Source organism: Pedobacter sp. AJM, assembly GCF_002197755.1.
Taxonomy (GTDB): domain Bacteria; phylum Bacteroidota; class Bacteroidia; order Sphingobacteriales; family Sphingobacteriaceae; genus Pedobacter.
In genome coordinates this window covers 20,093-40,010 of the sequence record NZ_NHOT01000007.1, presented here as the reverse complement: position 1 = coordinate 40,010, position 19,918 = coordinate 20,093, and the positions used below count along the sequence as shown (strand labels likewise).

22 protein-coding genes are annotated in these 19,918 nt (G+C 37.8%); 18 read left to right on the top strand and 4 right to left on the bottom strand.

Annotation, left to right across the window (positions count from 1 at the left end; translation table 11 throughout):
• The first annotated feature begins 54 nt into the window (after positions 1-54).
• From hisC to CBW18_RS14565, 8 genes are all read left to right on the top strand, one after another.
• Positions 55-1,095, top strand: a complete 1,041-nt coding sequence (gene hisC / locus CBW18_RS14600; protein ID WP_088302064.1) for a histidinol-phosphate transaminase — start codon at positions 55-57, stop codon at positions 1,093-1,095.
• Positions 1,095-2,228 carry a bifunctional histidinol-phosphatase/imidazoleglycerol-phosphate dehydratase HisB gene (hisB, locus tag CBW18_RS14595; RefSeq protein ID WP_088302063.1) on the top strand — a complete coding sequence of 378 codons (1,134 nt, stop codon included), beginning with the start codon at positions 1,095-1,097 and terminating at the stop codon, positions 2,226-2,228. Before hisC ends, hisB begins: the two co-directional genes overlap by 1 nt.
• A gap of 77 nt (positions 2,229-2,305) precedes the next feature.
• The gene (hisH, locus tag CBW18_RS14590) at positions 2,306-2,914 is read left to right on the top strand and encodes an imidazole glycerol phosphate synthase subunit HisH (RefSeq protein ID WP_088302062.1); all 609 of its coding nucleotides are present in this window, start codon (positions 2,306-2,308) and stop codon (positions 2,912-2,914) included.
• Between the two features lie 66 nt (positions 2,915-2,980).
• Positions 2,981-3,730: a 1-(5-phosphoribosyl)-5-[(5-phosphoribosylamino)methylideneamino]imidazole-4-carboxamide isomerase gene (hisA, locus tag CBW18_RS14585; protein WP_088302061.1), complete on the top strand. Its 750-nt coding sequence runs from the start codon at positions 2,981-2,983 to the stop codon at positions 3,728-3,730.
• A 224-nt stretch (positions 3,731-3,954) separates the two neighbouring features.
• A complete protein-coding gene (locus tag CBW18_RS14580; protein ID WP_216359246.1) occupies positions 3,955-4,287 on the top strand; it encodes an endonuclease domain-containing protein in 333 nt (110 codons plus the stop codon).
• Positions 4,288-4,316: 29 nt separating this feature from the next.
• Positions 4,317-5,117, top strand: coding sequence for an imidazole glycerol phosphate synthase subunit HisF (gene hisF / locus CBW18_RS14575; RefSeq protein ID WP_088302059.1), 801 nt, complete (start codon positions 4,317-4,319; stop codon positions 5,115-5,117).
• Between the two features lie 41 nt (positions 5,118-5,158).
• Positions 5,159-5,761, top strand: a complete 603-nt coding sequence (hisIE, locus tag CBW18_RS14570) for a bifunctional phosphoribosyl-AMP cyclohydrolase/phosphoribosyl-ATP diphosphatase HisIE (protein WP_088302058.1) — start codon at positions 5,159-5,161, stop codon at positions 5,759-5,761.
• Between the two features lie 113 nt (positions 5,762-5,874).
• Positions 5,875-6,774, top strand: a complete 900-nt coding sequence (locus CBW18_RS14565; protein ID WP_088302057.1) for a WD40 repeat domain-containing protein — start codon at positions 5,875-5,877, stop codon at positions 6,772-6,774.
• Between the two features lie 225 nt (positions 6,775-6,999).
• Here the strand turns inward: CBW18_RS14565 and CBW18_RS14560 are convergent, their stop codons facing one another.
• Positions 7,000-7,785, bottom strand: a complete 786-nt coding sequence (locus tag CBW18_RS14560; RefSeq protein WP_088302056.1) for a C40 family peptidase — start codon at positions 7,783-7,785, stop codon at positions 7,000-7,002.
• 106 nt (positions 7,786-7,891) lie between these two features.
• Between CBW18_RS14560 and CBW18_RS14555 the strand changes: the two genes are divergently transcribed.
• The 3 genes from CBW18_RS14555 to CBW18_RS14545 all read left to right on the top strand — a co-directional run bounded on the left by CBW18_RS14555 (position 7,892) and on the right by CBW18_RS14545 (position 10,295).
• Positions 7,892-8,350, top strand: coding sequence for a universal stress protein (locus CBW18_RS14555; protein ID WP_088302055.1), 459 nt, complete (start codon positions 7,892-7,894; stop codon positions 8,348-8,350).
• A gap of 10 nt (positions 8,351-8,360) precedes the next feature.
• Positions 8,361-9,614, top strand: coding sequence for a serine hydrolase (locus tag CBW18_RS14550; RefSeq protein WP_088302054.1), 1,254 nt, complete (start codon positions 8,361-8,363; stop codon positions 9,612-9,614).
• Positions 9,615-9,752: 138 nt separating this feature from the next.
• Positions 9,753-10,295 carry an adenylate kinase gene (locus CBW18_RS14545; RefSeq protein WP_088302053.1) on the top strand — a complete coding sequence of 181 codons (543 nt, stop codon included), beginning with the start codon at positions 9,753-9,755 and terminating at the stop codon, positions 10,293-10,295.
• Between the two features lie 51 nt (positions 10,296-10,346).
• Here the strand turns inward: CBW18_RS14545 and CBW18_RS14540 are convergent, their stop codons facing one another.
• On the bottom strand, positions 10,347-10,697 hold the full coding sequence (locus CBW18_RS14540) for a 4Fe-4S dicluster domain-containing protein (RefSeq protein ID WP_088302052.1): 351 nt from the start codon (positions 10,695-10,697) through the stop codon (positions 10,347-10,349).
• A 78-nt stretch (positions 10,698-10,775) separates the two neighbouring features.
• Here CBW18_RS14540 and CBW18_RS14535 point away from each other — a divergent pair, with 78 nt between their 5' ends.
• The 5 genes from CBW18_RS14535 (at position 10,776) to dnaJ (ending at position 14,818) form a co-directional block, all read left to right on the top strand.
• On the top strand, positions 10,776-11,792 hold the full coding sequence (locus tag CBW18_RS14535) for an acyl-CoA reductase (protein WP_088302051.1): 1,017 nt from the start codon (positions 10,776-10,778) through the stop codon (positions 11,790-11,792).
• Between the two features lie 85 nt (positions 11,793-11,877).
• Positions 11,878-12,081 carry a fructose-6-phosphate aldolase gene (locus tag CBW18_RS14530; protein ID WP_088302050.1) on the top strand — a complete coding sequence of 68 codons (204 nt, stop codon included), beginning with the start codon at positions 11,878-11,880 and terminating at the stop codon, positions 12,079-12,081.
• Between the two features lies 1 nt (position 12,082).
• Positions 12,083-12,775 (top strand): cell division ATP-binding protein FtsE, encoded by a 693-nt coding sequence (locus CBW18_RS14525; RefSeq protein WP_088302049.1) that lies wholly within the window; start codon positions 12,083-12,085, stop codon positions 12,773-12,775.
• Positions 12,776-12,976: 201 nt separating this feature from the next.
• Positions 12,977-13,558 carry a nucleotide exchange factor GrpE gene (locus CBW18_RS14520; RefSeq protein ID WP_088302048.1) on the top strand — a complete coding sequence of 194 codons (582 nt, stop codon included), beginning with the start codon at positions 12,977-12,979 and terminating at the stop codon, positions 13,556-13,558.
• A 93-nt stretch (positions 13,559-13,651) separates the two neighbouring features.
• Entirely contained in the window at positions 13,652-14,818 is a 1,167-nt protein-coding gene (gene dnaJ / locus CBW18_RS14515) for a molecular chaperone DnaJ (RefSeq protein ID WP_088302047.1), read from the top strand.
• Between the two features lie 143 nt (positions 14,819-14,961).
• On the opposite strand, the gene CBW18_RS14510 is transcribed toward dnaJ, so the two are convergent.
• The gene (locus CBW18_RS14510) at positions 14,962-15,915 is read right to left on the bottom strand and encodes a DUF3829 domain-containing protein (protein ID WP_088302046.1); all 954 of its coding nucleotides are present in this window, start codon (positions 15,913-15,915) and stop codon (positions 14,962-14,964) included.
• 209 nt (positions 15,916-16,124) lie between these two features.
• Between CBW18_RS14510 and CBW18_RS14505 the strand changes: the two genes are divergently transcribed.
• Entirely contained in the window at positions 16,125-16,700 is a 576-nt protein-coding gene (locus CBW18_RS14505; protein ID WP_088302045.1) for a 2'-5' RNA ligase family protein, read from the top strand.
• Here CBW18_RS14505 and CBW18_RS14500 read toward each other — a convergent pair whose 3' ends face one another.
• Positions 16,701-19,121 carry a BamA/TamA family outer membrane protein gene (locus CBW18_RS14500; RefSeq protein WP_253249046.1) on the bottom strand — a complete coding sequence of 807 codons (2,421 nt, stop codon included), beginning with the start codon at positions 19,119-19,121 and terminating at the stop codon, positions 16,701-16,703. It abuts the gene before it with no gap.
• Between CBW18_RS14500 and CBW18_RS14495 the strand changes: the two genes are divergently transcribed.
• Positions 19,106-19,852, top strand: a complete 747-nt coding sequence (locus tag CBW18_RS14495; protein ID WP_088302043.1) for an RNA methyltransferase — start codon at positions 19,106-19,108, stop codon at positions 19,850-19,852. The two genes, CBW18_RS14500 and CBW18_RS14495, sit on opposite strands and share 16 nt — an antisense overlap.
• Positions 19,853-19,918: the final 66 nt, after the last annotated feature.

Genomic DNA, 19,918 nt, shown 5'->3' with positions numbered 1-19,918 from the left:
AAAAATCTGTGTAATCACATCATCAGTGTAATCAAACCGAAGTAAACCACTAACATGGACATTAACGAATTAGTAAGAGAAAATATAAAAAACCTTAAGCCATACGCTACAGCCAGAGATGAGTTTAAAGGACAGGCATCCGTATTTTTAGATGCCAACGAGAACAGTTACGGTTCTCCCCTACCCGCCAATTACAACCGCTACCCAGATCCTTTGCAGCTGGATCTAAAGGACGCCATCAGTAAAATTAAAGGTGTACCGATAGAAAACACCTTTTTAGGAAATGGTAGTGATGAGGCCATTGATTTATTGTTTCGTGCCTTTTGTAACCCGGGAAAAGACAATGTGATTATACTTCCACCAACCTATGGGATGTATGAAGTTTCTGCAAATATAAATGATGTGGAAATCCGTAAAGTAAGCCTGCTTCCGAACTTTCAGTTGGACATGGAAAAAATTGCAGAAACGATTGATCAAAACACAAAATTAATCTTCATTTGTTCGCCCAATAATCCAACAGGAAATTCAATCAATCGCGAAGATATTGAAACCATTTTAACCAACTTTAAGGGCTTGGTTGTAGTGGATGAAGCATACATTAATTACGCCCGTCAAAAGACCTTTATTCAGGAATTAACGGAGTACGCAAACCTGGTCATTTTACAAACTTTTTCAAAGGCATGGGGACTCGCAGCTTTGCGTTTGGGCATGGCATTTTCTTCCAGAAAAGTGATCGATGTTTTGAACAAAATCAAACCACCTTACAACATCAATCAGGCTACTCAGGATTTAGCTTTTGAAGCACTAAAAAACATCAGTCAGGTGAACGATTGGATCAAAGTTTCTGTTGCCGAAAGAGAGCGACTTTCTGCTGATCTGAATGCACTAAAAATTGTCACAAAAGTTTACCCATCCGATGCTAATTTTATCCTGGCAGAAGTTACTGAAGCAAAGAAAATTTACGACACTTTAGTTGACCAGGGAATCATCGTTCGCGACCGATCAAAAGTGACCTTATGCGAAGGGTGTTTAAGGATTACGGTGGGCACAAAAGAGGAGAATGATAAATTGTTAAATGTGCTAAAAAATCTATAATGAAAAAGGTATTATTTATTGACCGGGATGGGACGTTAAACATTGAACCGGATGATGAACAGGTAGACAGTTTTGCAAAGTTAAAATTTTATCCGCGCTCGCTTTATTACTTGTCGAAAATAGCCAGTGAAATGGATTATGAACTGGTGATGGTAACGAACCAGGATGGACTGGGAACACCATCAAATCCGGAAGAGAATTTCTGGCCGATCCATCATTTCATGTTGGACACTTTCGCCGGCGAAGGTGTGAACTTTAGTGAGATTGTGATCGACAGAACATTTGCCAAAGACAATGCACCTACCCGGAAGCCAGGTACCGCTTTGTTAACAAAATATTTTAGTGAAGATTACGACTTAAAAAATTCTTATGTTATCGGAGATCGTTTAAATGATGTGGTGCTGGCGAAGAATCTTGGCGCAAAAGCAATTTTTCTCCGTCAAAATGATGCGTTAGGATCTACCGAGGCCCTGGACAAACATGAAACTTTGCTTGATATTATCGTACTGGAAACCAAAAAATGGGAAGATATCTATAACCTGTTGAAGGCAGGAAGCAGAAAAATTAATCACATACGGAAAACAAATGAAACGGATATCGTAATTAATTTGGATTTAGATGGGACTGGAAAAGCCAAAATTGAAACTGGCCTGAACTTTTTCGACCACATGCTGGATCAGATTGCCAGACATGGAAGTGTGGATATGGAAGTGATTGCCAAAGGCGACCTGCACATTGACGAACATCATACCATTGAAGATACCGGAATAGCACTTGGTGAAGCTTTCGCCAAAGGTTTGGGCAATAAGCTTGGCATTGAACGCTACGGCTTCTGCCTGCCAATGGATGATTGCCTGGCACAGGTAGCCATTGATTTTGGTGGCCGTAACTGGATCGTCTGGGATGCAGCGTTTAAAAGAGAAAAAGTGGGCGACATGCCTACAGAAATGTTTTATCACTTCTTTAAGTCGTTCAGCGATGCGGCAAAATGTAATTTAAATATTAAAGCTGAAGGAGATAACGAACATCATAAAATTGAAGCTATCTTTAAAGCCTTTGCTAAGGCGATTAAAATGGCCATTAAACGTGATGCCGAAAAAATGGTGTTACCAAGTACAAAGGGGCTTTTGTAAACGAACAAGGAGAAATGAACAAGGAACAATGACTGATTGTCTTTATTCTTTGTTCCTTACTCTTTAATCCTAAGAATATGATTGGAATAGTAAACTACGGTGCCGGGAATATTTTCTCTCTTACTGCTGCATTAGACCGCTTAAATGTGAACTACGGCATGGTAAATACAGAAACCGACCTTGAAAAATATAGCCACATTATTATCCCTGGCGTTGGTCACGCTGGTGCGGCGATGGAAAAATTGAAGCATACCGGATTAATCAAAGCGATAAAAGCATTGGCTAAACCTGTTTTAGGGATTTGCGTAGGCATGCAGCTGATTACCGAACATTCTGAAGAAGGTGACGTTGCCTTGTTGGACATTGTCCCGGTAAAAACCAGAAAGTTTGATAAGTCGCTGAATATCAAAATTCCACATATGGGTTGGAATGCTGTGCAGCATAAAAACAATTCCCTGTTTGAGGGGATTGAAGATAATGCACAATTTTACTTCGTTCATTCGTACTTTATTGAATATAACCCTATTTTTGACATCGCCTCCGCAAATTATGGATTAAAATTTTCGGCAGCAGTACAAAAAAATAACTTTTATGGCGTTCAGTTTCATCCCGAAAAGTCGGGTAAAGCTGGCGAACAGATATTAAAAAATTTTTCAAACTTGAGTGGAGGAGACTTTTATATTTAGATTTGAGTTTGTAAAACCTGAATATTAGTTTTTTACTTTCAACCTTTAACTTTTAACATTAAGAAAATGTACATAATTCCTGCTATTGATATTCTGGATGGAAAAGTTGTTCGCCTTCGTGAAGGTGATTACAATCAGAAAACTGAGTATGATGTTTCTATTGCCGACATGATAGAAAAATACCGTTCAAACGGAACAGATTTCATTCATATTATTGATTTAAATGGTGCTAAGGGTGATTTTAGCAATCAGAAATCACTATTTGAAATCATTAAGAAAACCGAAATGAAGGTACAGTATGGTGGTGGTATCCGTACCATTGAGCAGGTTACCAATTTGCTCGACGCCGGAATTCACCGGGTAATTGTAGGTACACAGGCCATTACCAATCCCGATTTTTTACAGCAGTTAAGTGAAGCTTTCGCCAAGAAAGATGATTATGCCAACCGCATTGTAATCGCTATCGATGTGCTGGACGAAGTGATTAAGTATTCGGGCTGGATGGAAAGTTCGCCAATCAAGCTAATGGATTATGTAGATAAATGCCTGGCATTGGGTTTCTTCCGTTTTCTTTGTACGGATATCAGCAAAGACGGGAAATTAGGTGGTGCCGCTGTTGAATTGTATAAAAAACTGCTGGAACATTCTCCAATGATTAAATTAATTGCTTCAGGTGGTGTAAGTGCTATGGAAGATATTTATGAATTGGCTAAATATCCGATTAGAAGTGTGGTGGTTGGAAAAGCCATTTATGAGGATCGGATTACTATTGAAGAGATTAAAGAATGGAATTTGAAAGCATTGAGTAGTATATAACCTCCTAGCCCTAAAGGGGGAGCTAATAGCATGGTGGAAAGGCGAGTAGATAGTACCATAACATTTGGTGCGATAGAACTTAAGGAAATTAAGAGTTACAAACGATTTGGAATGTAAGGTTAAAATGTCTGTTCGCATAATAGTTGTATTTAATAAAATATGAGCAACGAAAAGACAAAGCCTAATTTAAAAATTGGGGTTTAATTGATGATGATCTTGATTTTTTGCAAGTCAATGAACCAAAAATGTTTTATGGTGCTTCGAGCATCATTTTTGAAAACGCCAAGAAGTTAAGAAATAAGGTTACAGATGCTGAAAAAATATTATGGGAACATCTCAAAGAAAAGAAACTAGGTGTAAAATTTAGACGTCAGCATCCAATTTCTTCCTTTATTGCTGATTTCTATTGTCATGAGAAAAAATTAATCATTGAATTAGATGGCAGCATCCACAATATAAAAGAAATTTTTGAGAATGATTTAGAAAGACAGGCAGCAATTGAAGCTTTTGGAATAAAGGTTATTAGATTTAAAAACCAAGAAATTTATAAAACATAGACATTGTTTTGAACAAAATAAATAAAGCCATGCAGGCTGAGCAATTTACAGTTCCCCCTTTAGGGGGCGGAGGGGGTTTAAGTAAAAGAATAATTCCTTGTTTAGATGTTAAAGATGGCCGCACAGTAAAAGGTGTCAACTTTGTTGATTTGCGCGATGCAGGCGACCCTGTAGAATTAGCGGCTCAATATGCACAACAAGGTGCTGATGAGTTGGTTTTCTTAGACATTACCGCCACTCACGAACGTAGGAAAACGATGATTGAAATGGTAAAATCTGTTGCACGCCAGCTCAATATTCCTTTCACCATCGGCGGCGGTATTACTGAAATTGCAGATGCAGAGGCTTTACTAAATGCTGGTGCTGATAAGATCAGCATCAATTCTGCAGCAGTAAGAAATCCAAAACTTATTGAAGAGCTGGCGAAAGCTTTTGGCGTTCAGTTTGTGGTTTTGGCAGTAGACACCAAATATGTGGAGGGCAGAAATATGGTTCACCTCAATGGCGGAAGATTAATCACAGAACTGGAAACTGAAAACTGGATTAAGCAGGCGGAAGATTTGGGTGCAGGAGAAATTTTGCTTACATCCATGGATCATGATGGCACAAAAGCTGGATTTGATTGTGGATTACTTGGTAAAATTAACCAAATGATTAACATCCCGATCATTGCCTCAGGTGGCGCAGGCAGTATGGAACACTTTACAGAGGTTTTCCAAAAGGCCAACGTAGATGCAGCGTTAGCAGCATCCGTATTTCACTACGGCGAAATTTTAATACCTAATTTAAAGAAAGAGTTGCGAGGACATGGAATCCCCGTAAGATTATAAATTATAAAATACACTCGTCATTGCGAGGCAACATCATAAAAATGAACATCGATATACAATCTCTTGATTGGGATAAAACAGTTGGCTTACTTCCTGTCATTATTCAGGATTATAAAACGCTTGAAGTTTTAATGCTAGGCTATATGAATGCTGAAGCTTTGGAAAAAACACAAACCGAAGGCAAAGTCACTTTCTTCTCGCGCGCTAAAAACCGCCTTTGGACTAAAGGTGAAACCAGTAATAATTTTCTTTATGTAAAGGAACTTTACGTTGATTGCGATAACGATACCATCCTTATTAAGGCCGATGCCGTTGGCCCCACTTGCCACACTGGCAGCCGCAGCTGTTTTAAAACAGATTTTAATCAGAATTTTATTTTTGAACTTGAAAACATCATAACTGACCGATACGAAAATCCTGTTGAGGGCTCTTATATTAATAAGATGCGCAGCAAAGGTTTAAACAAAATTGCACAGAAAGTTGGCGAAGAAGGGGTAGAAACCGTTATTGCCGCATTGGCAGAAAGCGAAGAAGAATTGATTGGCGAAGCATCTGATTTAGTTTTTCACCTGTTATTTTTGTTGAAAGAAAAAGGTTTGTCTATTCAGGATATTGCAAAGAATTTAGAAAAGAGACATCAATAGTTACATGTTGCGGGTTATAAGTTAACAGTAACTAGCTTAAGAAATAAGCATACTAAATTTAGTAACCTATCTACATTTTGACCTAAAACTTTTAACCTGTAACCTATAACATAGTGCTTAAACAAATAAAAAACCTTTCCGGCCATCAAAATCCTGTTTATGCGCTGGCAAATTCAGATCAGAATGAAACATTCTTTAGCGCAGGTAATGATAAAGGTGTTGTAGAATGGTCGTTAGCGGAAATGGCGTTTGTAAAGGTGAAAATGCCTGTCCAAAGCTCTGTTTATTACCTCCATTATTACAACAACCAGCTTTTTGTTGGCGAACGCAGCGGCGCCTTCAGTGTTTACGATTTGAAGGAAGAAAAAGTGATCGCCAGAATTAATGGCCACACCAAGCCCATCTTCAATATTCAAACGGTTAAAAGTAAAAACGAACTGCTCACTACAGGTGAAGATGGATCAGTAGCCGTTTGGTCGCTTAATGATTTTAAAGAAGTTTACCGTTTTCAGGCCGCATATGATACTGTCAGGGCAATTGCCATCTCGCCTGATGAAACTGAAATTGCTTTTGGTTGCAAAGACCATTTAATTAAAATCTACAATCTTGCTGATTATAGTTTAAAACAGAATCTGGAAGGTCATGCTTTACCGGTAACATCCTTGGCTTATCATCCAGACAAAAAATATTTAATTTCTGGCAGCAGAGATGCACAATTGAAAATTTGGACCTTACCTGGCTATGAATTGATTAACACCATTCCGGCGCATATGTTTACCGTATATGATATTGCTTTTCATCCTACCCTACCCTATTTCGCAACCAGTAGTCAGGATAAAAGCATTAAGCTTTGGGATGCTAAAAACTTTAAACTATACAAAATTTTAAGTCAAGAAAAAGCCGGGGTTGGTCATACGCATTCCATCAATAAAATCATCTGGAGCAATGATGGAAAGTTTTTGATTTCAACTGGTGATGACAGGCAGGTAATGGTTTGGGAGATGGAGAATTAAGATTATCCAATGTATCTTTCTGAATTTTGTTTTATCCATTTTTTGCCCTGGGTTTAAAGTTTGATTAAAAATAAGTCATGGCCGAAATCCTTTCTAAAGGGGATTTAGAATGCCAATAATTAAATCATCAGCGGCCTGATCATGCTCATACATGTTAAATTTATGCATAACCATTGCCATTTTTCTAACCTTAGGCTCCATAATTTAAATTTCAGACGCAGAAAGCTATTCCACAAATCGTTTAATAATCCTTAATTTGTGGCTGTATATACCTAATTCCCGATTAAAAATTCCCTGGTCATCTATCGGATCAATTTTTACTTTGGCAGAGGAATGGATGATTTCATTCGGGCTTAACATAATCCCAACGTGTGTAATCTTTCCTTCTGCATTATCAAAAAAAGCCACATCGCCGGCCCTGCATTCTGCTAAAAAACCAACCAGTTCACCTTGCTCTGCCTGCTGGGCAGCATCTCTGTTTAATTTGATATTCAACATTTTAAAAACCGTTTGCACAAAGCCAGAGCAATCCATGCCAAATAAATGCCGCCCGCCCCATAAGTATGGAATGTTTTGGAAAAACTTCGCAGTTGATTCAACATCTTTCTTAAAATCTACATTGTGGGCATTATGTGCTTCAAATTTCAACTGGTATTTTTCCTTTCCGGCAAAGCAAAAGCCATCCTTCAGATAAGGCAGATTACTCGCAGGGCTTAGGTGATACAAACTTCCGTCCATGGCCGTTAATACATTATCAAAACTTAATGGAGCCAGCCATTGGCATTCGTGCATTTCGACAAACTGATCCTGAGTAATGAACGCTAACTGCCTGAAATCCAGCCAGCCCTGATAACCGTCATAACCATTTTGAATCAGCCACCAGCGCTCATCTTTTTGAAGAATTTCTACATGATCACCAAACAAAAGCTGCGAAACAATTTCTGCTCGATCTGAAGGTTCAGCTCTTAAAGGTGCTACGGCAACCCTGCAAATTCCATATTGATTTTCCATCTGATTCTGATCGGTAAAGATATCTGTAAAACTAATAAATTAATCAATTGTCTAACATTTCGCCTCTAAATTTGTTATTTTATGATGATTATTTAATCTTTCCGATATGAATTTTAAAAAAATATTAATTGCTGTGGACAACAGCACCTGTTCAGAAAAAGCGGCTAAAACTGGTTATGATATGGCTGAAAAATTTCAGGCTGAAGTGGCGTTGGTTAATATTATAGAACCCGTTCCTGCAAATGTAAATCCCGATTTAACGCTGGCGCCGGTATTTTTGGAAACTTACGACAACAGTGAAGAGAATAGCCACATCCTACTTAAGGAGATTGAAAATAAATATGGCAATGGTATCCAAACAACCTATCTAAGTGTGATAGATACTGCTGCCCATGGCATTATTCAACAATCGGATGAATGGGGATCAGACCTGATTGTTATCGGAACTTATGGCAGAACAGGTTTATATCACTTTTTAATGGGAAGTGTAGCAGAGCATGTGGCCAGAAAATCTGCCTGTCCGGTGTTGATTATTCCGAATAAATGGGATTTAACTGCTGAATAATTAAGAATCAATGAAAAAGCTCCTTTATCTTCCGCTCCTTTTTGTATTATTCACCTGCCAGTTTACACAGGCACAAACCAATAACACATCCTTTTCCGTTTCTGAAAAAAAAATCCATCAGATCGACCAGCTCTTTAAACAATACCTGGATAGCGGCTGGATAAAGGGCATTACTGCGAACATCTCCGTGGATGGAAAAACAGTTTACAGCAAAGCTTTTGGCAATCAGATAGGCAGGCCATTTAAAACCGATGATATTTTAAGAATTGCTTCACAAACAAAAGCAATTACCAGTGTTGCGGTAATGATGCTGCTGGAAGAAGGCAAATTTTCACTGGATGATCCCATTTCCAAATATCTTCCAACTTTTAAAAATCCGCAGATTTTAGATAAATTCAATCCAAAGGATACCACTTACACCACCAAACCTGCAAAAGGAGAAATCACCATCCGCGAATTGCTTACCCACACCTCCGGACTTGGCTATGCACAAATCGGCTCACCAGAAATGCAGGCCATTTACGCTAAGGCAGATATATCAGCAGGATTTGTAAATCATAAAAAACTGTTGGAAACCGATATTGATAAATTAGGTAAACTTCCCCTTTCTTTTGAGCCAGGCCAAAAATGGCAATATAGTTTGGGCATGGATGTTTTGGGTAGGTTGGTTGAAGTAACGTCAGGATTAAACCTTGATCAATTTTTCAGAGCAAGAATTTTCATTCCGCTGGGCATGAACGACACCTATTTCGCTTTACCTAAAAATAAACAGCCAAAATTATCATCCGTTTATACCGAAGATCCAAAAACTAAAGCCGTTATACCCTGGAAGGATGGTGCGGTTAACGGATCAACGATCAATTACCCCATTAATGAAAATGGTTATTTTGCGGGTGGTGCGGGCTTAGTATCTACCGCTAAAGATTATGGAATCTTTTTACAAATGCTTTTAAATGGTGGTGAATACAAAGGCAAAAGAATGCTATCAAAAAACAGCGTAGCCTTAATGACCCAAAATCAAATGGGTAAGATTCCGTTTGGAGCCAATTATTTTGGCTTAGGTTTTGAAGTTGTCTCAAATAAAGGAAGTAAAAAATTAGGTCAAACAGCAGGTTCTTATGGCTGGGGAGGATTTTTTGGTTCAACCTACTGGGTAGACCCTCAAAAGAAAATGACGGCACAGATCTATGTTCAGCAATCACCATTATCTCACGGGCAACTGCCTAACCAATTTAAAGCAATAATTTATCAGGATGCTAAATAAATGGTATAATCCTTAAACCAAAAGTGATGGTATGGAATCTTTAGCAATGCCTTATTCCTTTGCGTGAAAATTAGTTTTACCAATTTGAAATGTCCCGAATAAATGCGATGTTTGAGATGAGTTCTTCAATCAAACAAAATGAAAATTCATTTATTCGGGGCTTCTGCTTCGGGTGTTACCACGCTTGGACATGCACTCGCAAAGAAATTACACATTCCCTACTTTGATAGTGACCAGTATTTCTGGCTTCCATCTGAAGTACCATTCGCCTTAAAACGCAATCCTGAGGAAAGAAACCAATTGATCAGAACAGCTTTAACAACACATGAACACTGGATTTTTGGTGGATCAAGTGTAAGCTGGGGTGATGATGTATTTCCTGAATTTGATTTGATTGTATTTCTCTGGATTCCGCCTGAAATAAGATTAAAAAGACTCAAAGAAAGAGAGCTGGAGCGGTATGGAACGGCCATTTACGATGATCCAGATCGAAACATAAGATACCGGGAATTTATAGAATGGGCAGCTCAATATGATATTGACCCGAATGAATCAGGCTTTACCGGCCGGTCTTTAAAGGTACACGAAGACTGGATAAAATCCTTAAACAGGGAAGTACTGGAAATCAGAGGTGATTTTAGTGTAGAAGAAAGATTGGAGCGAATTATGAAATATCTTTAAAATAAAAAGGCGCTAATTTTTAGCGCCTTCAATTGTCATATCTTTCAGAGCTTATCCTTCCTGATGTAACCAGGCTTTTTTCGCTAATAATTCATCTTCTGTTTCGCGGATATCTTCATCATCCACGCAACAATCTACCGGACAAACCGCTGCGCATTGAGGTTCATCATGAAATCCTTTACATTCTGTACATTTATCCGATACAATGTAATAAACTTCATCAGAAACTGCTTCCTGAGCAGAATCAGCCTCGATCTGCTGATTACCAAAATCAATGATTCCTTCCAAATTTGTACCGTCTGAAAATCGCCATGCAGTACCGGCATCGTAAATTGCGTTATTAGGGCATTCCGGTTCACAAGCCCCACAATTTATACACTCATCTGTTATTTTAATTGCCATGTCTTCGTCTAATTCTTTTGCTTAGGTTACCTTTGCGCTGCAAATATAAGATATAATCAATTAATAATAATTCTAAATATGTCAGCATTAACTCAGGAAAAAGCAATTATTGCATTCAAAACACTAGGCAAAAAACTTGCACATCCTACTGACTTTTTAGGAGATGCCATTTATCAGGTCCAAAACAGCAATGCCTGGTTTACTGGAGAGAATATAGAAAAAGCAATTCTATCATTTTCTGAAATGTTAAATGATGCGGATATAAATCAATGGTTTAAAACTGTTCAGTTTACTTCATCATCAAAAAAAATAGGTTTAATCCTCGCCGGGAATATTCCTATGGTTGGTTTTCATGATGTGTTATGTGTACTGGCCACGGGAAATATAGCCTTAATCAAATTATCTTCATCAGATGACAAACTGATCAAAATGGTGATTACAGCACTGATCAGGATTGAACCTGCGTTTAATGACAAAATTGAATATGTGGAAAGGCTGAAGGATTTTGATGCCGTAATTGCGACCGGTAGTAACAATTCATCCCGATACTTCGATTACTATTTCAGTAAAGTGCCCAACATCATCAGAAAAAACAGAAATAGTGTAGCTGTGCTTGATGGAACTGAAAGCCCTGAAGACATTGATAATCTGGGTGCCGATATTTTTGATTATTTTGGTTTGGGTTGCAGAAACGTTTCTAAACTTTACTATCCCAAAGGTTATGATATTGCGCGTTTTTATGAAGGCATTGAGCGTTATCAAAACATCATCAATCACTTTAAATATCAGAATAACTACGATTACAATAAGTCGATTTACCTGGTGAATATGGCCAAACATTTTGATAACGGCTTTTTATTACTAAAAGAAGATGAGCAGCTAACCTCTCCGCTGGCGGTTTTATTTTACCAGGAATATAAAAGTCTTACCGAGGTTGAAGCTGAATTGAGTGTGCAATCGGACAACATTCAATGCATCATTTCAAAGGCTGATTTAAAATGCCCTAAATTTAACTTCGGAGAAAGCCAGCACCCCAAGCTCTGGGATTATGCTGATAATGTTAACACGGTTGAATTTTTAAATCGCCTGGCTTAAATATTTTAAACAGGTTTGCTTTGAACCAGGGCAGCTTCGTCTTTTGCCTTTCAGCTTTCAGCTTAATTAGCTATTTTTGGACACCATGTATATCGTTAAAGTAAAAGGCATCGCCAAAATCCCGGATTACGTACAGTTAAGGGATGATAAGTTTACACTTTTGGCTTATTTCAGGGTAGACCGGCCAGATAAATCGCTGGAAAAACTCGGTTTGGCTGAGAAACAAGATTACATTATGGAAATGATCAAAGATTTGCCTTTCGGGCAGATTGCTAAATTAGAAATATAAAATGGCAGGAAACGCAGTAATTCACTTGAGCAATGTTGATGTTTTTCAACAGAAACACTTAGTACTTTCTAACGTAAATTTACATATCGAAAAAGATGAATTCATTTTTTTAATCGGCCAGACCGGTTCAGGCAAAAGTAGCTTACTGAAAATATTATATGGCGATTTACACATTGGTAATGGCGAAGGAAATATTGCAGGTTTTGATCTGAAAAATTTAAAGGAAAGCCAGGTGCCGTTTTTACGCCGCAAACTGGGTGTAGTTTTTCAGGATTTTCAACTGCTTACAGATAGGACAATTGAAAAAAACCTCGAGTTTGTTCTAAAAGCCACCGGATGGAATGATGCCAAACTAATTAGTGAACGGATTAAAGATGTGCTGGATAAAGTAGGCTTACGTTCAAAAATCAGGAAAATGCCACACGAAATTTCAGGTGGTGAGCAACAGCGGATTGTAATTGCCAGGGCGCTGTTAAATGATCCTGAAATTATCCTCGCTGATGAGCCAACAGGAAATCTAGATCCTGAAACATCAGCAGAAATTGTAACCCTTTTAAAACAAATCAGTCAGGCCGGAACAGCTGTTTTAATGGCAACACACGATTATCACATCATTCGTACCTTTCCTTCCCGCATTATTAAATGCGAAAATGGCGTAGTATTGGAAGGTGCGCAGGGGATTTTAGATTTGTAGAATTAGATTTTAGATAGGAATCTTGTCAAAATCGTAAATCAGTAACCCTAATTCATTCTGCCAAAATCGTAAATCAGAAGTATGCAAACTTATGTCTGCTGTCAATCTGTTCAGATTATTCCAAATAAATCTGCCAGCTTGGCTGATTTACGTTAATGGCAAAATAGTTGACACTAACACAAAAAATTCAGCCTGTATATTATGTTTAATAAGAAGAAAAATAACGATAAAGACGAAAATATAGTAAATCCTGAAAATACATCAGAAAACCCTGTAGAAAATGCAGAACCAACTGATGCAACGGTAAATGATACCGAACAAGCTCCTGAATTATCGGCAGAAGAAAAATTACAAGCTGAAGTTCAACAGCTTAATGATAAATATTTAAGATTATATGCCGAATTTGATAACTATAAACGCCGTACCCAAAAAGAGCGTGTAGAGTTATTGCAAACGGCAGGAAAAGATGTAATCGTATCGCTATTACCCGTTCTGGATGATTTCGACCGCGCCTTAAAAGCGATGGAAACTGCAGCTGACGTAGCCCCCGTTAAAGAGGGTATCCTATTGGTTAGCACCAAATTAAAAAACACACTTGCACAAAAAGGCCTAAAAGATGTATCAAGCATCAATGAGCCTTTTAATACCGATTTCCATGAGGCCATTACAAATATTCCTGCTCCTAGCGAGGATTTAAAAGGAAAAGTAATTGATGAAGTGGAAAAAGGCTATACCTTAAATGATAATGTGATCCGCTTTGCTAAAGTGGTGGTAGGAGCATAAATTAATTATTGAATGCCAGAATGATCGAGTGATTGAATGGTTTATACATTCTCTAATTCAATCCTTCAATAATTCAATCATTTTAAAAAGAAGATGAGTAAAAGAGATTATTACGATGTATTAGGCGTTAGCAAAAGTGCCGCAGCTGATGAGATAAAGAAAGCCTATCGGAAAATGGCCATTAAATATCACCCGGATAAAAACCCTGGTGATAAAGCCGCAGAAGATAAATTTAAGGAGGCAGCAGAAGCTTACGAAGTTTTAAGCAGTCCTGAAAAAAAACAACGTTATGATCAGTTTGGTCATGCCGGAGTAGGCAGCAGTGCATCAGGCGGCTATGGCGGTGGTAATATGAACATGGATGATATCTTCAGTAATTTTGGAGATATTTTTGGCGGACATAATCCGTTTGAAAGCTTTTTTGGCGGTGGAGGAGGCGGTGGTCAGCAACGTGGTGGCCGCAGAGTAGCCAAAGGTTCTAATCTTCGCATTAAAGTTAAATTAACGCTGGAAGAAATTGCGCATGGCGCAGAAAAGAAGATAAAGGTAAACAAACTGGTTGTTTGTAAAACCTGCGATGGCACTGGTGCTAAAGACCAGTCTTCTGTAAGTACTTGTGGTACCTGTGGTGGTAGCGGACAGGTGAGACGTGTAACAAATACCATTCTAGGTCAGATGCAAACAGCATCTACCTGCCCTACCTGTAATGGTAGCGGACAGCAGATAACCGCTAAATGTAATGTTTGCCACGGCGACGGTGTAGTGCGCGGAGAAGAAACCATTACCATAAACATTCCCGCCGGTGTAAGCGAAGGCATGCAGTTAAGCATGAGTGGAAAAGGAAATGCGGCTCCAAATGGTGGTATCCCTGGGGATTTAATTATTTTAATTGAAGAAACCTCACATGAAACCCTAAAGCGTGAGGGAAATAACATTGTTTATGACCTTCATTTAAGTTTTGTTGATGCGGCATTAGGTTTAAGCATAGAAGTGCCAACGATTGACGGAAAGGCTAAAATAAAAATCGAGCCGGGCACGCAAAGTGGCAAGTTATTGCGCCTTAAAGGTAAAGGCTTACCTGAAGTGAATTCATACCACAGAGGCGATGAAATCATTCACATTAATATCTGGACACCAAAAGCACTAAGCAGCGAAGAGCGTAATGTTTTAGAAAAACTACGTGAATCACCTAACTTTAAGCCTCAGCCAGGTAAAAATGATAAAAGCTTCTTCGAAAGAATGAAAGAATATTTTGAGTAATTCCTTTTCTAAAAGAATATAACAAAAAACCCGATGGCAAAGCTACCGGGTTTTTTATTATATTAAAATTCTAGCACTGAAAGTAAAAAAAATCTTCATTGCAACGCAGCTTTTCAGCTGGCAATACAATTTTCTTCTACCAACTAACCTACAAAGTAGTTATAAGTAGTACGCATATATTCATGCTTCCGCACTAAATCTTCTATATCGCTTTCAGTTAATTTTCCTGAAGCAGAAGCATCTCTGATTGTTTTTTTTGCCTCGATCAGGTAATCTTTGAAACTTTCATTAAAGCGTTTAAAAGATCCGTCTTTACTTGGGAATTTTGTAGCATCAGGGGCATCCATTTCGGTATGTTTTTTATTTTGTGCATCCAGCGCTTCATAAGCTGATTTTATTTTAGACTCATCCACCTTAAAATTCTTAGAGCCAATTAGCAGCTTGTTAAACTCCCCTACAGCCTTTCTATCATCTTTCATCGCAAAAATATATTCTTTTAAAGGATGTGTTTTTAAAATAGTCCTTTCTGCATCATCTCCAATAGCTTCAAGTTTGGCCAAAACATTCTCGTCATATTGATAGTAAGCTTTACTCATCGAATAAATAGAATCAATCAGCTTTTTACCTTTAACACTTTTGTCGTCCTTCCAATCTTCAGCCTTTAGATAATCATCTAAAGATTTATAAGTATCCTTTATTTTTGTAAATGTTTGATTCAAACCAGCCACATTTTCTTTAAAGTATTTCTGGTCGTCACTGCTTAAAGCAGATGGTGGTGTTTCTGGTTTAAGTTTTGAATGGCTAAAAGCAGATGAAGAATAAGGTGAAACAATACCGATAAAGGCAAACCGATCATTGGGATTGTTTAGCCCTTTTGCTATCTTCTGCAAATTCTCATCAAGTCTTTTTAAGTATTCATTGTTTTTATCGGTTAAACCTACCAAAACATTATTATACTCTACAATTTGATTGGCATCATCATTGTCGGCATCCGCATATTCCGTTTTTGCTCCATCTTCCTTCTTTTTATCTCCACTTTTGCAGGCTGCAAATGAAATGGCAACTGCCACCACTAATAGTTTAATTGTTAATTTCATTTTTTTAGTTATTAATTTATCTGATATGAATTGAAAGCTTGCCCTCAGGCGAAAGCTTAAACAATTACAACCTTAAGTTGTTTGACCGGAAGATAGATGATTTCTGAATATGAAATTAAACTCTGGCAGGCATTAAAAACTTTAAACAATTAACCACTGTTCTATCAGCAGAAAATGAATCGTTTGATTTAAATACTGATCCTTAATATATGGAAAATTTATACTTAGTTTGTCTGGTTCCGCCTCCTTCAATTGTGGAAGATATCGATGAAATCAGAACTTATATTTCTTCAGCATTTAAGGTTTATGAATCCCTGAAGCGTCCTGCACACATTACGCTTTATAACCCAGTGAAAATTACGTCTTCACAGATGGAAGACCGTTTTTTCAATGCGCTGTCTACTACGATCTTTCAGGATGCTTTTATTCAGGTGCTCTATAATTTCAGTTCATTTCCACCACACACCTTCTATCTGGATGTGGCACAAAATGAAGGCATTATGTTTCTTCAGGCGCAGATTAAAGCTGCTTTAAAACCTTTAAAGTTATTGATGGAAAAGGATAACTTTAAATTTACGCCACATTTAACATTGGCCTTCAAAGATGTAAAGCCTGCTGTTTTTGAAGAGATCGTTAAAACATTTAAAGACCGGAAGTTTAAAAGAGAATTTTTAGTAACCGGATTTTCCGTTTATAAGCATATAAATAAAAGATGGCAGCCATACAGAGAATTTCTGTTTAAAAACCCCAGAGATAATCCAAATAACTTTGATCTTTTCAGTTAATTAAAACGGCATTCCGATTCCAAAATTATATTGAACAAAACGATAAGTATCTGGCGAGTGGGTAGCATTATAACTATCCTTAAATTCTTTTGTTCCTGAAAATAACTTACCAATTACCCATTGATCGTTACCTGAAAACTGAGGATCTTTTAGCTTTATGCCAACATCAAAACGAAAAACAAAATACTGCACATCGTACCTGAAACCAATACCTGTTCCAATGGCTACCTGTTGAGCTAATTTACTTAGTTTAAACAAGGTCTTTTCCCGCTCTGCCTCATCAACATTAAATATAAAGCTTGAATTATTGAGGTTCCAAACGTTACCTGCATCAACAAAAGCGGCTCCTTTTAGTTTGGCTCCCAAAAAATTCCTCACCAGGGTACAGCGATACTCAAAATTGGTTTCAATTTTCATCTCTCCCAATTGATCCAGACCAAAAAAAGCTTTACGTGCTTCCGGAGTGGAAATGACTTCACGGTTGTAATTACCGGGCCCTAAAGTTCTGGCCTGCCATGCCCTGATCCCGCTTGATCCTCCGGCAAAAAACAGCTTTTCAAACGGAATTCCATAATTGATGGCATTACCGTAAGCATATCCGACCCCTGCATTTAACCTGGCAATAAATTGTTTTTCTCCGCCCAGGTGCTTGTACCATCTCAAATCAACTTCAGGTCTTACATATTGATTAAAGGGCAAACCAAAAATTTTGGCTGTATTGCTCCTGTTGGGGTCACGTTCTGCGCCTGTAATACTGGTTATGGCCTGTAGTAAATTACCTGCAATATCAATTCCCCCTCTTAAATAAACAAACGTGCGGTATTGATTTAGCTTGTCGTTGTTTAAAGTGTAAACGTATTTCATTCCCAGCGTAAAATCTTTCCGGTTCAGTAATGCAGCGTAATAAATATTGTTATTTAAAGTAACAGAATCTACACCCGGCTCAATATTTCCAAACCGGTATTCAAAATTCAATGGCGTAAAAGAGTGAAGCTTTGATTTGGTTTCGAACCAGTCATAAGTTACGGAATTAATAAATATATTTCTGACAGAAATGTCCTTTTGCAGGGCATAGATATAACTTGACGAAAAAGTCGTATGTGGCATTCCGTTCCCGCCCAGTTCAGGATTATAGAAAGGAATGATTAACCTGGGTACGGAAATACTGGCACTTACTGAAAAATCGCGCTGATAAATATCTTTAAAAGGCTTCGAGCCATTTCCTATACGTGATTGCAAGCCACCTTTAACCTGTAGTTCGAAACGTTCAGCCCCCCTAAACAGGTTATTATTAGTGTAGGTATTACTGAGGTTAAAGCCCACTGTACCGCCATTAAAGGGCACCTCCCCTTCTACCCGATTACTCATTACCTTTTGTGGTGTGAGTAATATAATCGGAATAATTTTATTGGATGTGCTGTCGCGGTTATAATAATCGATTTTTACATTTTTAAAAATGTTCAATTCATAAAGACGATCATAAGTTAAGTTTTCATTCCGGATATCAAACATATCACCCTTTTTCAGAAAATCATATCTTACAATTGGATTTCTTCTGTATCTTTTAGAAAAATCAGTAAAAATAATACCCCCAACAGTATCTTTACTCAATTTACTTCTTACCGAATCGGGAAAGCCATCCGGACTGGGTGCAATAATCATATGCGTATAATCGATATTATACTGTTTATGAGGTCCTTTAGGCGGATCGGTAATGTTTAATCTTAAATCAACTTTTTCAGGTTTTTCAGTTTCGATCACATCAAAATTTACATATGGACGAAGGAAATAAAAATAGCCGTTTTCTTTCATTACCCGATAAATCTGCTCACGCTCATAGGTAAGTGAATCTACATCATATTGCATGCCCTCGTGCAAACGTGAAAAAGAAGGCTTGGTGCTATGGTAAACACTTTTTACACTCGGAGTAAATATTGAGTCTGATATTTTATCAATATAGGAGGGTTTCCCCTGGCTGGCCTTAAATCTGATTTCAGCTTTTTTATTTTTCACCGCTACATCTGCGGTAACCTTTGCTGAAAAATAACCTTTACCTGCTAAAAACTTTTCAATCTGATTTCTGGAAATTTCAACCAGCGTGCTATCTAAAATGGCTGGCGGTGTACCAAATGGTTTTATATTATTGGTTTTATAACGTCCGTCCTTCGTGTTAAAAAGATTATACAGGGGTACATTGATGCTAAAGGCAGAAAGCGGCCTGATATCCTTCTGTACATAATTGTATGCCTGCTCTTCAAATCTTTTATCCACACTATCAATGGTTACCTTTTTAACAATGGACTGATCATCGGCAATGTATTTTGTGGAGGAACAGGCCTGTATTAAAACAATAAATAATAGTAATATTGCAGGACTTTTCAGTTTAGAATATATAGAGGATTGATATGCTTTCAAAATCACAGATTAGTTTTATTAAATCATTACATCAAAAAAAGTATCGTAAAGAAAATGGGCTGTTCCTGGTTGAAGGCATAAAATCGATCAAAGAATTTATATCATCAGATTACCGGATTGACACCATTTACTACATTGGTGAGCAATATCAACATTTACCCAAATTACCTGCAAATATAAACTTATTTGAAGTAAACAACGCTGAATTAAGCAAGATTAGTACTTTACAAACCCCGCAAGGTTTTTTAGCCTTAGTTAAAATACCCGAAACTAAAACAGCCACTCAAAAAGACCTTAAAAATAAATTCACACTGGTACTGGATGGCATTCAGGACCCTGGAAATATGGGCACCATTATCCGAACGGCAGATTGGTTTGGTTTTGAAAATATCATTTGCTCAATAGATACAGTTGAGGCTTATAATCCTAAAACGGTACAAGCCACCATGGGCTCCCTGGCTCGCGTTAACTTATTTTATGAAGACCTGCCCGTTTTACTGGCGAACAATGATATTCCGGTTTTTGGTGCCCTGCTGGAGGGAAATTCCATTTACAAAACGAATTGGGGCCAGGAAGGATTGGTGGTACTCGGCAATGAAGGGAAAGGAATTTCAGCTGATGTGATCAAAAAAATCAATTATCCTGTAACCATCCCCCGGATTGGGGCGGCAGAATCATTGAATGTTGCCGTAAGCGCGGCTATTTTTTGCACTGAAATCGTGAGGATTAAAAATTAAATAGATATTTATTGCGATATTATTTGCGGACTTAGTAATAATTGCTATTTTTGCAACCTTGAATTT

Coding starts and splice junctions, on each gene's coding strand:
- hisC (WP_088302064.1), top strand. CDS start 55: ATGGACATTAACGAATTAGTAAGAGAAAATATAAAAAACCTTAAGCCA.
- hisB (WP_088302063.1), top strand. CDS start 1,095: ATGAAAAAGGTATTATTTATTGACCGGGATGGGACGTTAAACATTGAA.
- hisH (WP_088302062.1), top strand. CDS start 2,306: ATGATTGGAATAGTAAACTACGGTGCCGGGAATATTTTCTCTCTTACT.
- hisA (WP_088302061.1), top strand. CDS start 2,981: ATGTACATAATTCCTGCTATTGATATTCTGGATGGAAAAGTTGTTCGC.
- hisF (WP_088302059.1), top strand. CDS start 4,317: ATGCAGGCTGAGCAATTTACAGTTCCCCCTTTAGGGGGCGGAGGGGGT.
- hisIE (WP_088302058.1), top strand. CDS start 5,159: ATGAACATCGATATACAATCTCTTGATTGGGATAAAACAGTTGGCTTA.
- CBW18_RS14560 (WP_088302056.1), bottom strand. CDS start 7,785: ATGGAAAATCAATATGGAATTTGCAGGGTTGCCGTAGCACCTTTAAGA.
- CBW18_RS14555 (WP_088302055.1), top strand. CDS start 7,892: ATGAATTTTAAAAAAATATTAATTGCTGTGGACAACAGCACCTGTTCA.
- CBW18_RS14550 (WP_088302054.1), top strand. CDS start 8,361: ATGAAAAAGCTCCTTTATCTTCCGCTCCTTTTTGTATTATTCACCTGC.
- CBW18_RS14545 (WP_088302053.1), top strand. CDS start 9,753: ATGAAAATTCATTTATTCGGGGCTTCTGCTTCGGGTGTTACCACGCTT.
- CBW18_RS14540 (WP_088302052.1), bottom strand. CDS start 10,697: ATGGCAATTAAAATAACAGATGAGTGTATAAATTGTGGGGCTTGTGAA.
- CBW18_RS14535 (WP_088302051.1), top strand. CDS start 10,776: ATGTCAGCATTAACTCAGGAAAAAGCAATTATTGCATTCAAAACACTA.
- CBW18_RS14530 (WP_088302050.1), top strand. CDS start 11,878: ATGTATATCGTTAAAGTAAAAGGCATCGCCAAAATCCCGGATTACGTA.
- CBW18_RS14525 (WP_088302049.1), top strand. CDS start 12,083: ATGGCAGGAAACGCAGTAATTCACTTGAGCAATGTTGATGTTTTTCAA.
- CBW18_RS14520 (WP_088302048.1), top strand. CDS start 12,977: ATGTTTAATAAGAAGAAAAATAACGATAAAGACGAAAATATAGTAAAT.
- dnaJ (WP_088302047.1), top strand. CDS start 13,652: ATGAGTAAAAGAGATTATTACGATGTATTAGGCGTTAGCAAAAGTGCC.
- CBW18_RS14510 (WP_088302046.1), bottom strand. CDS start 15,915: ATGAAATTAACAATTAAACTATTAGTGGTGGCAGTTGCCATTTCATTT.
- CBW18_RS14505 (WP_088302045.1), top strand. CDS start 16,125: ATGGAAAATTTATACTTAGTTTGTCTGGTTCCGCCTCCTTCAATTGTG.
- CBW18_RS14495 (WP_088302043.1), top strand. CDS start 19,106: ATGCTTTCAAAATCACAGATTAGTTTTATTAAATCATTACATCAAAAA.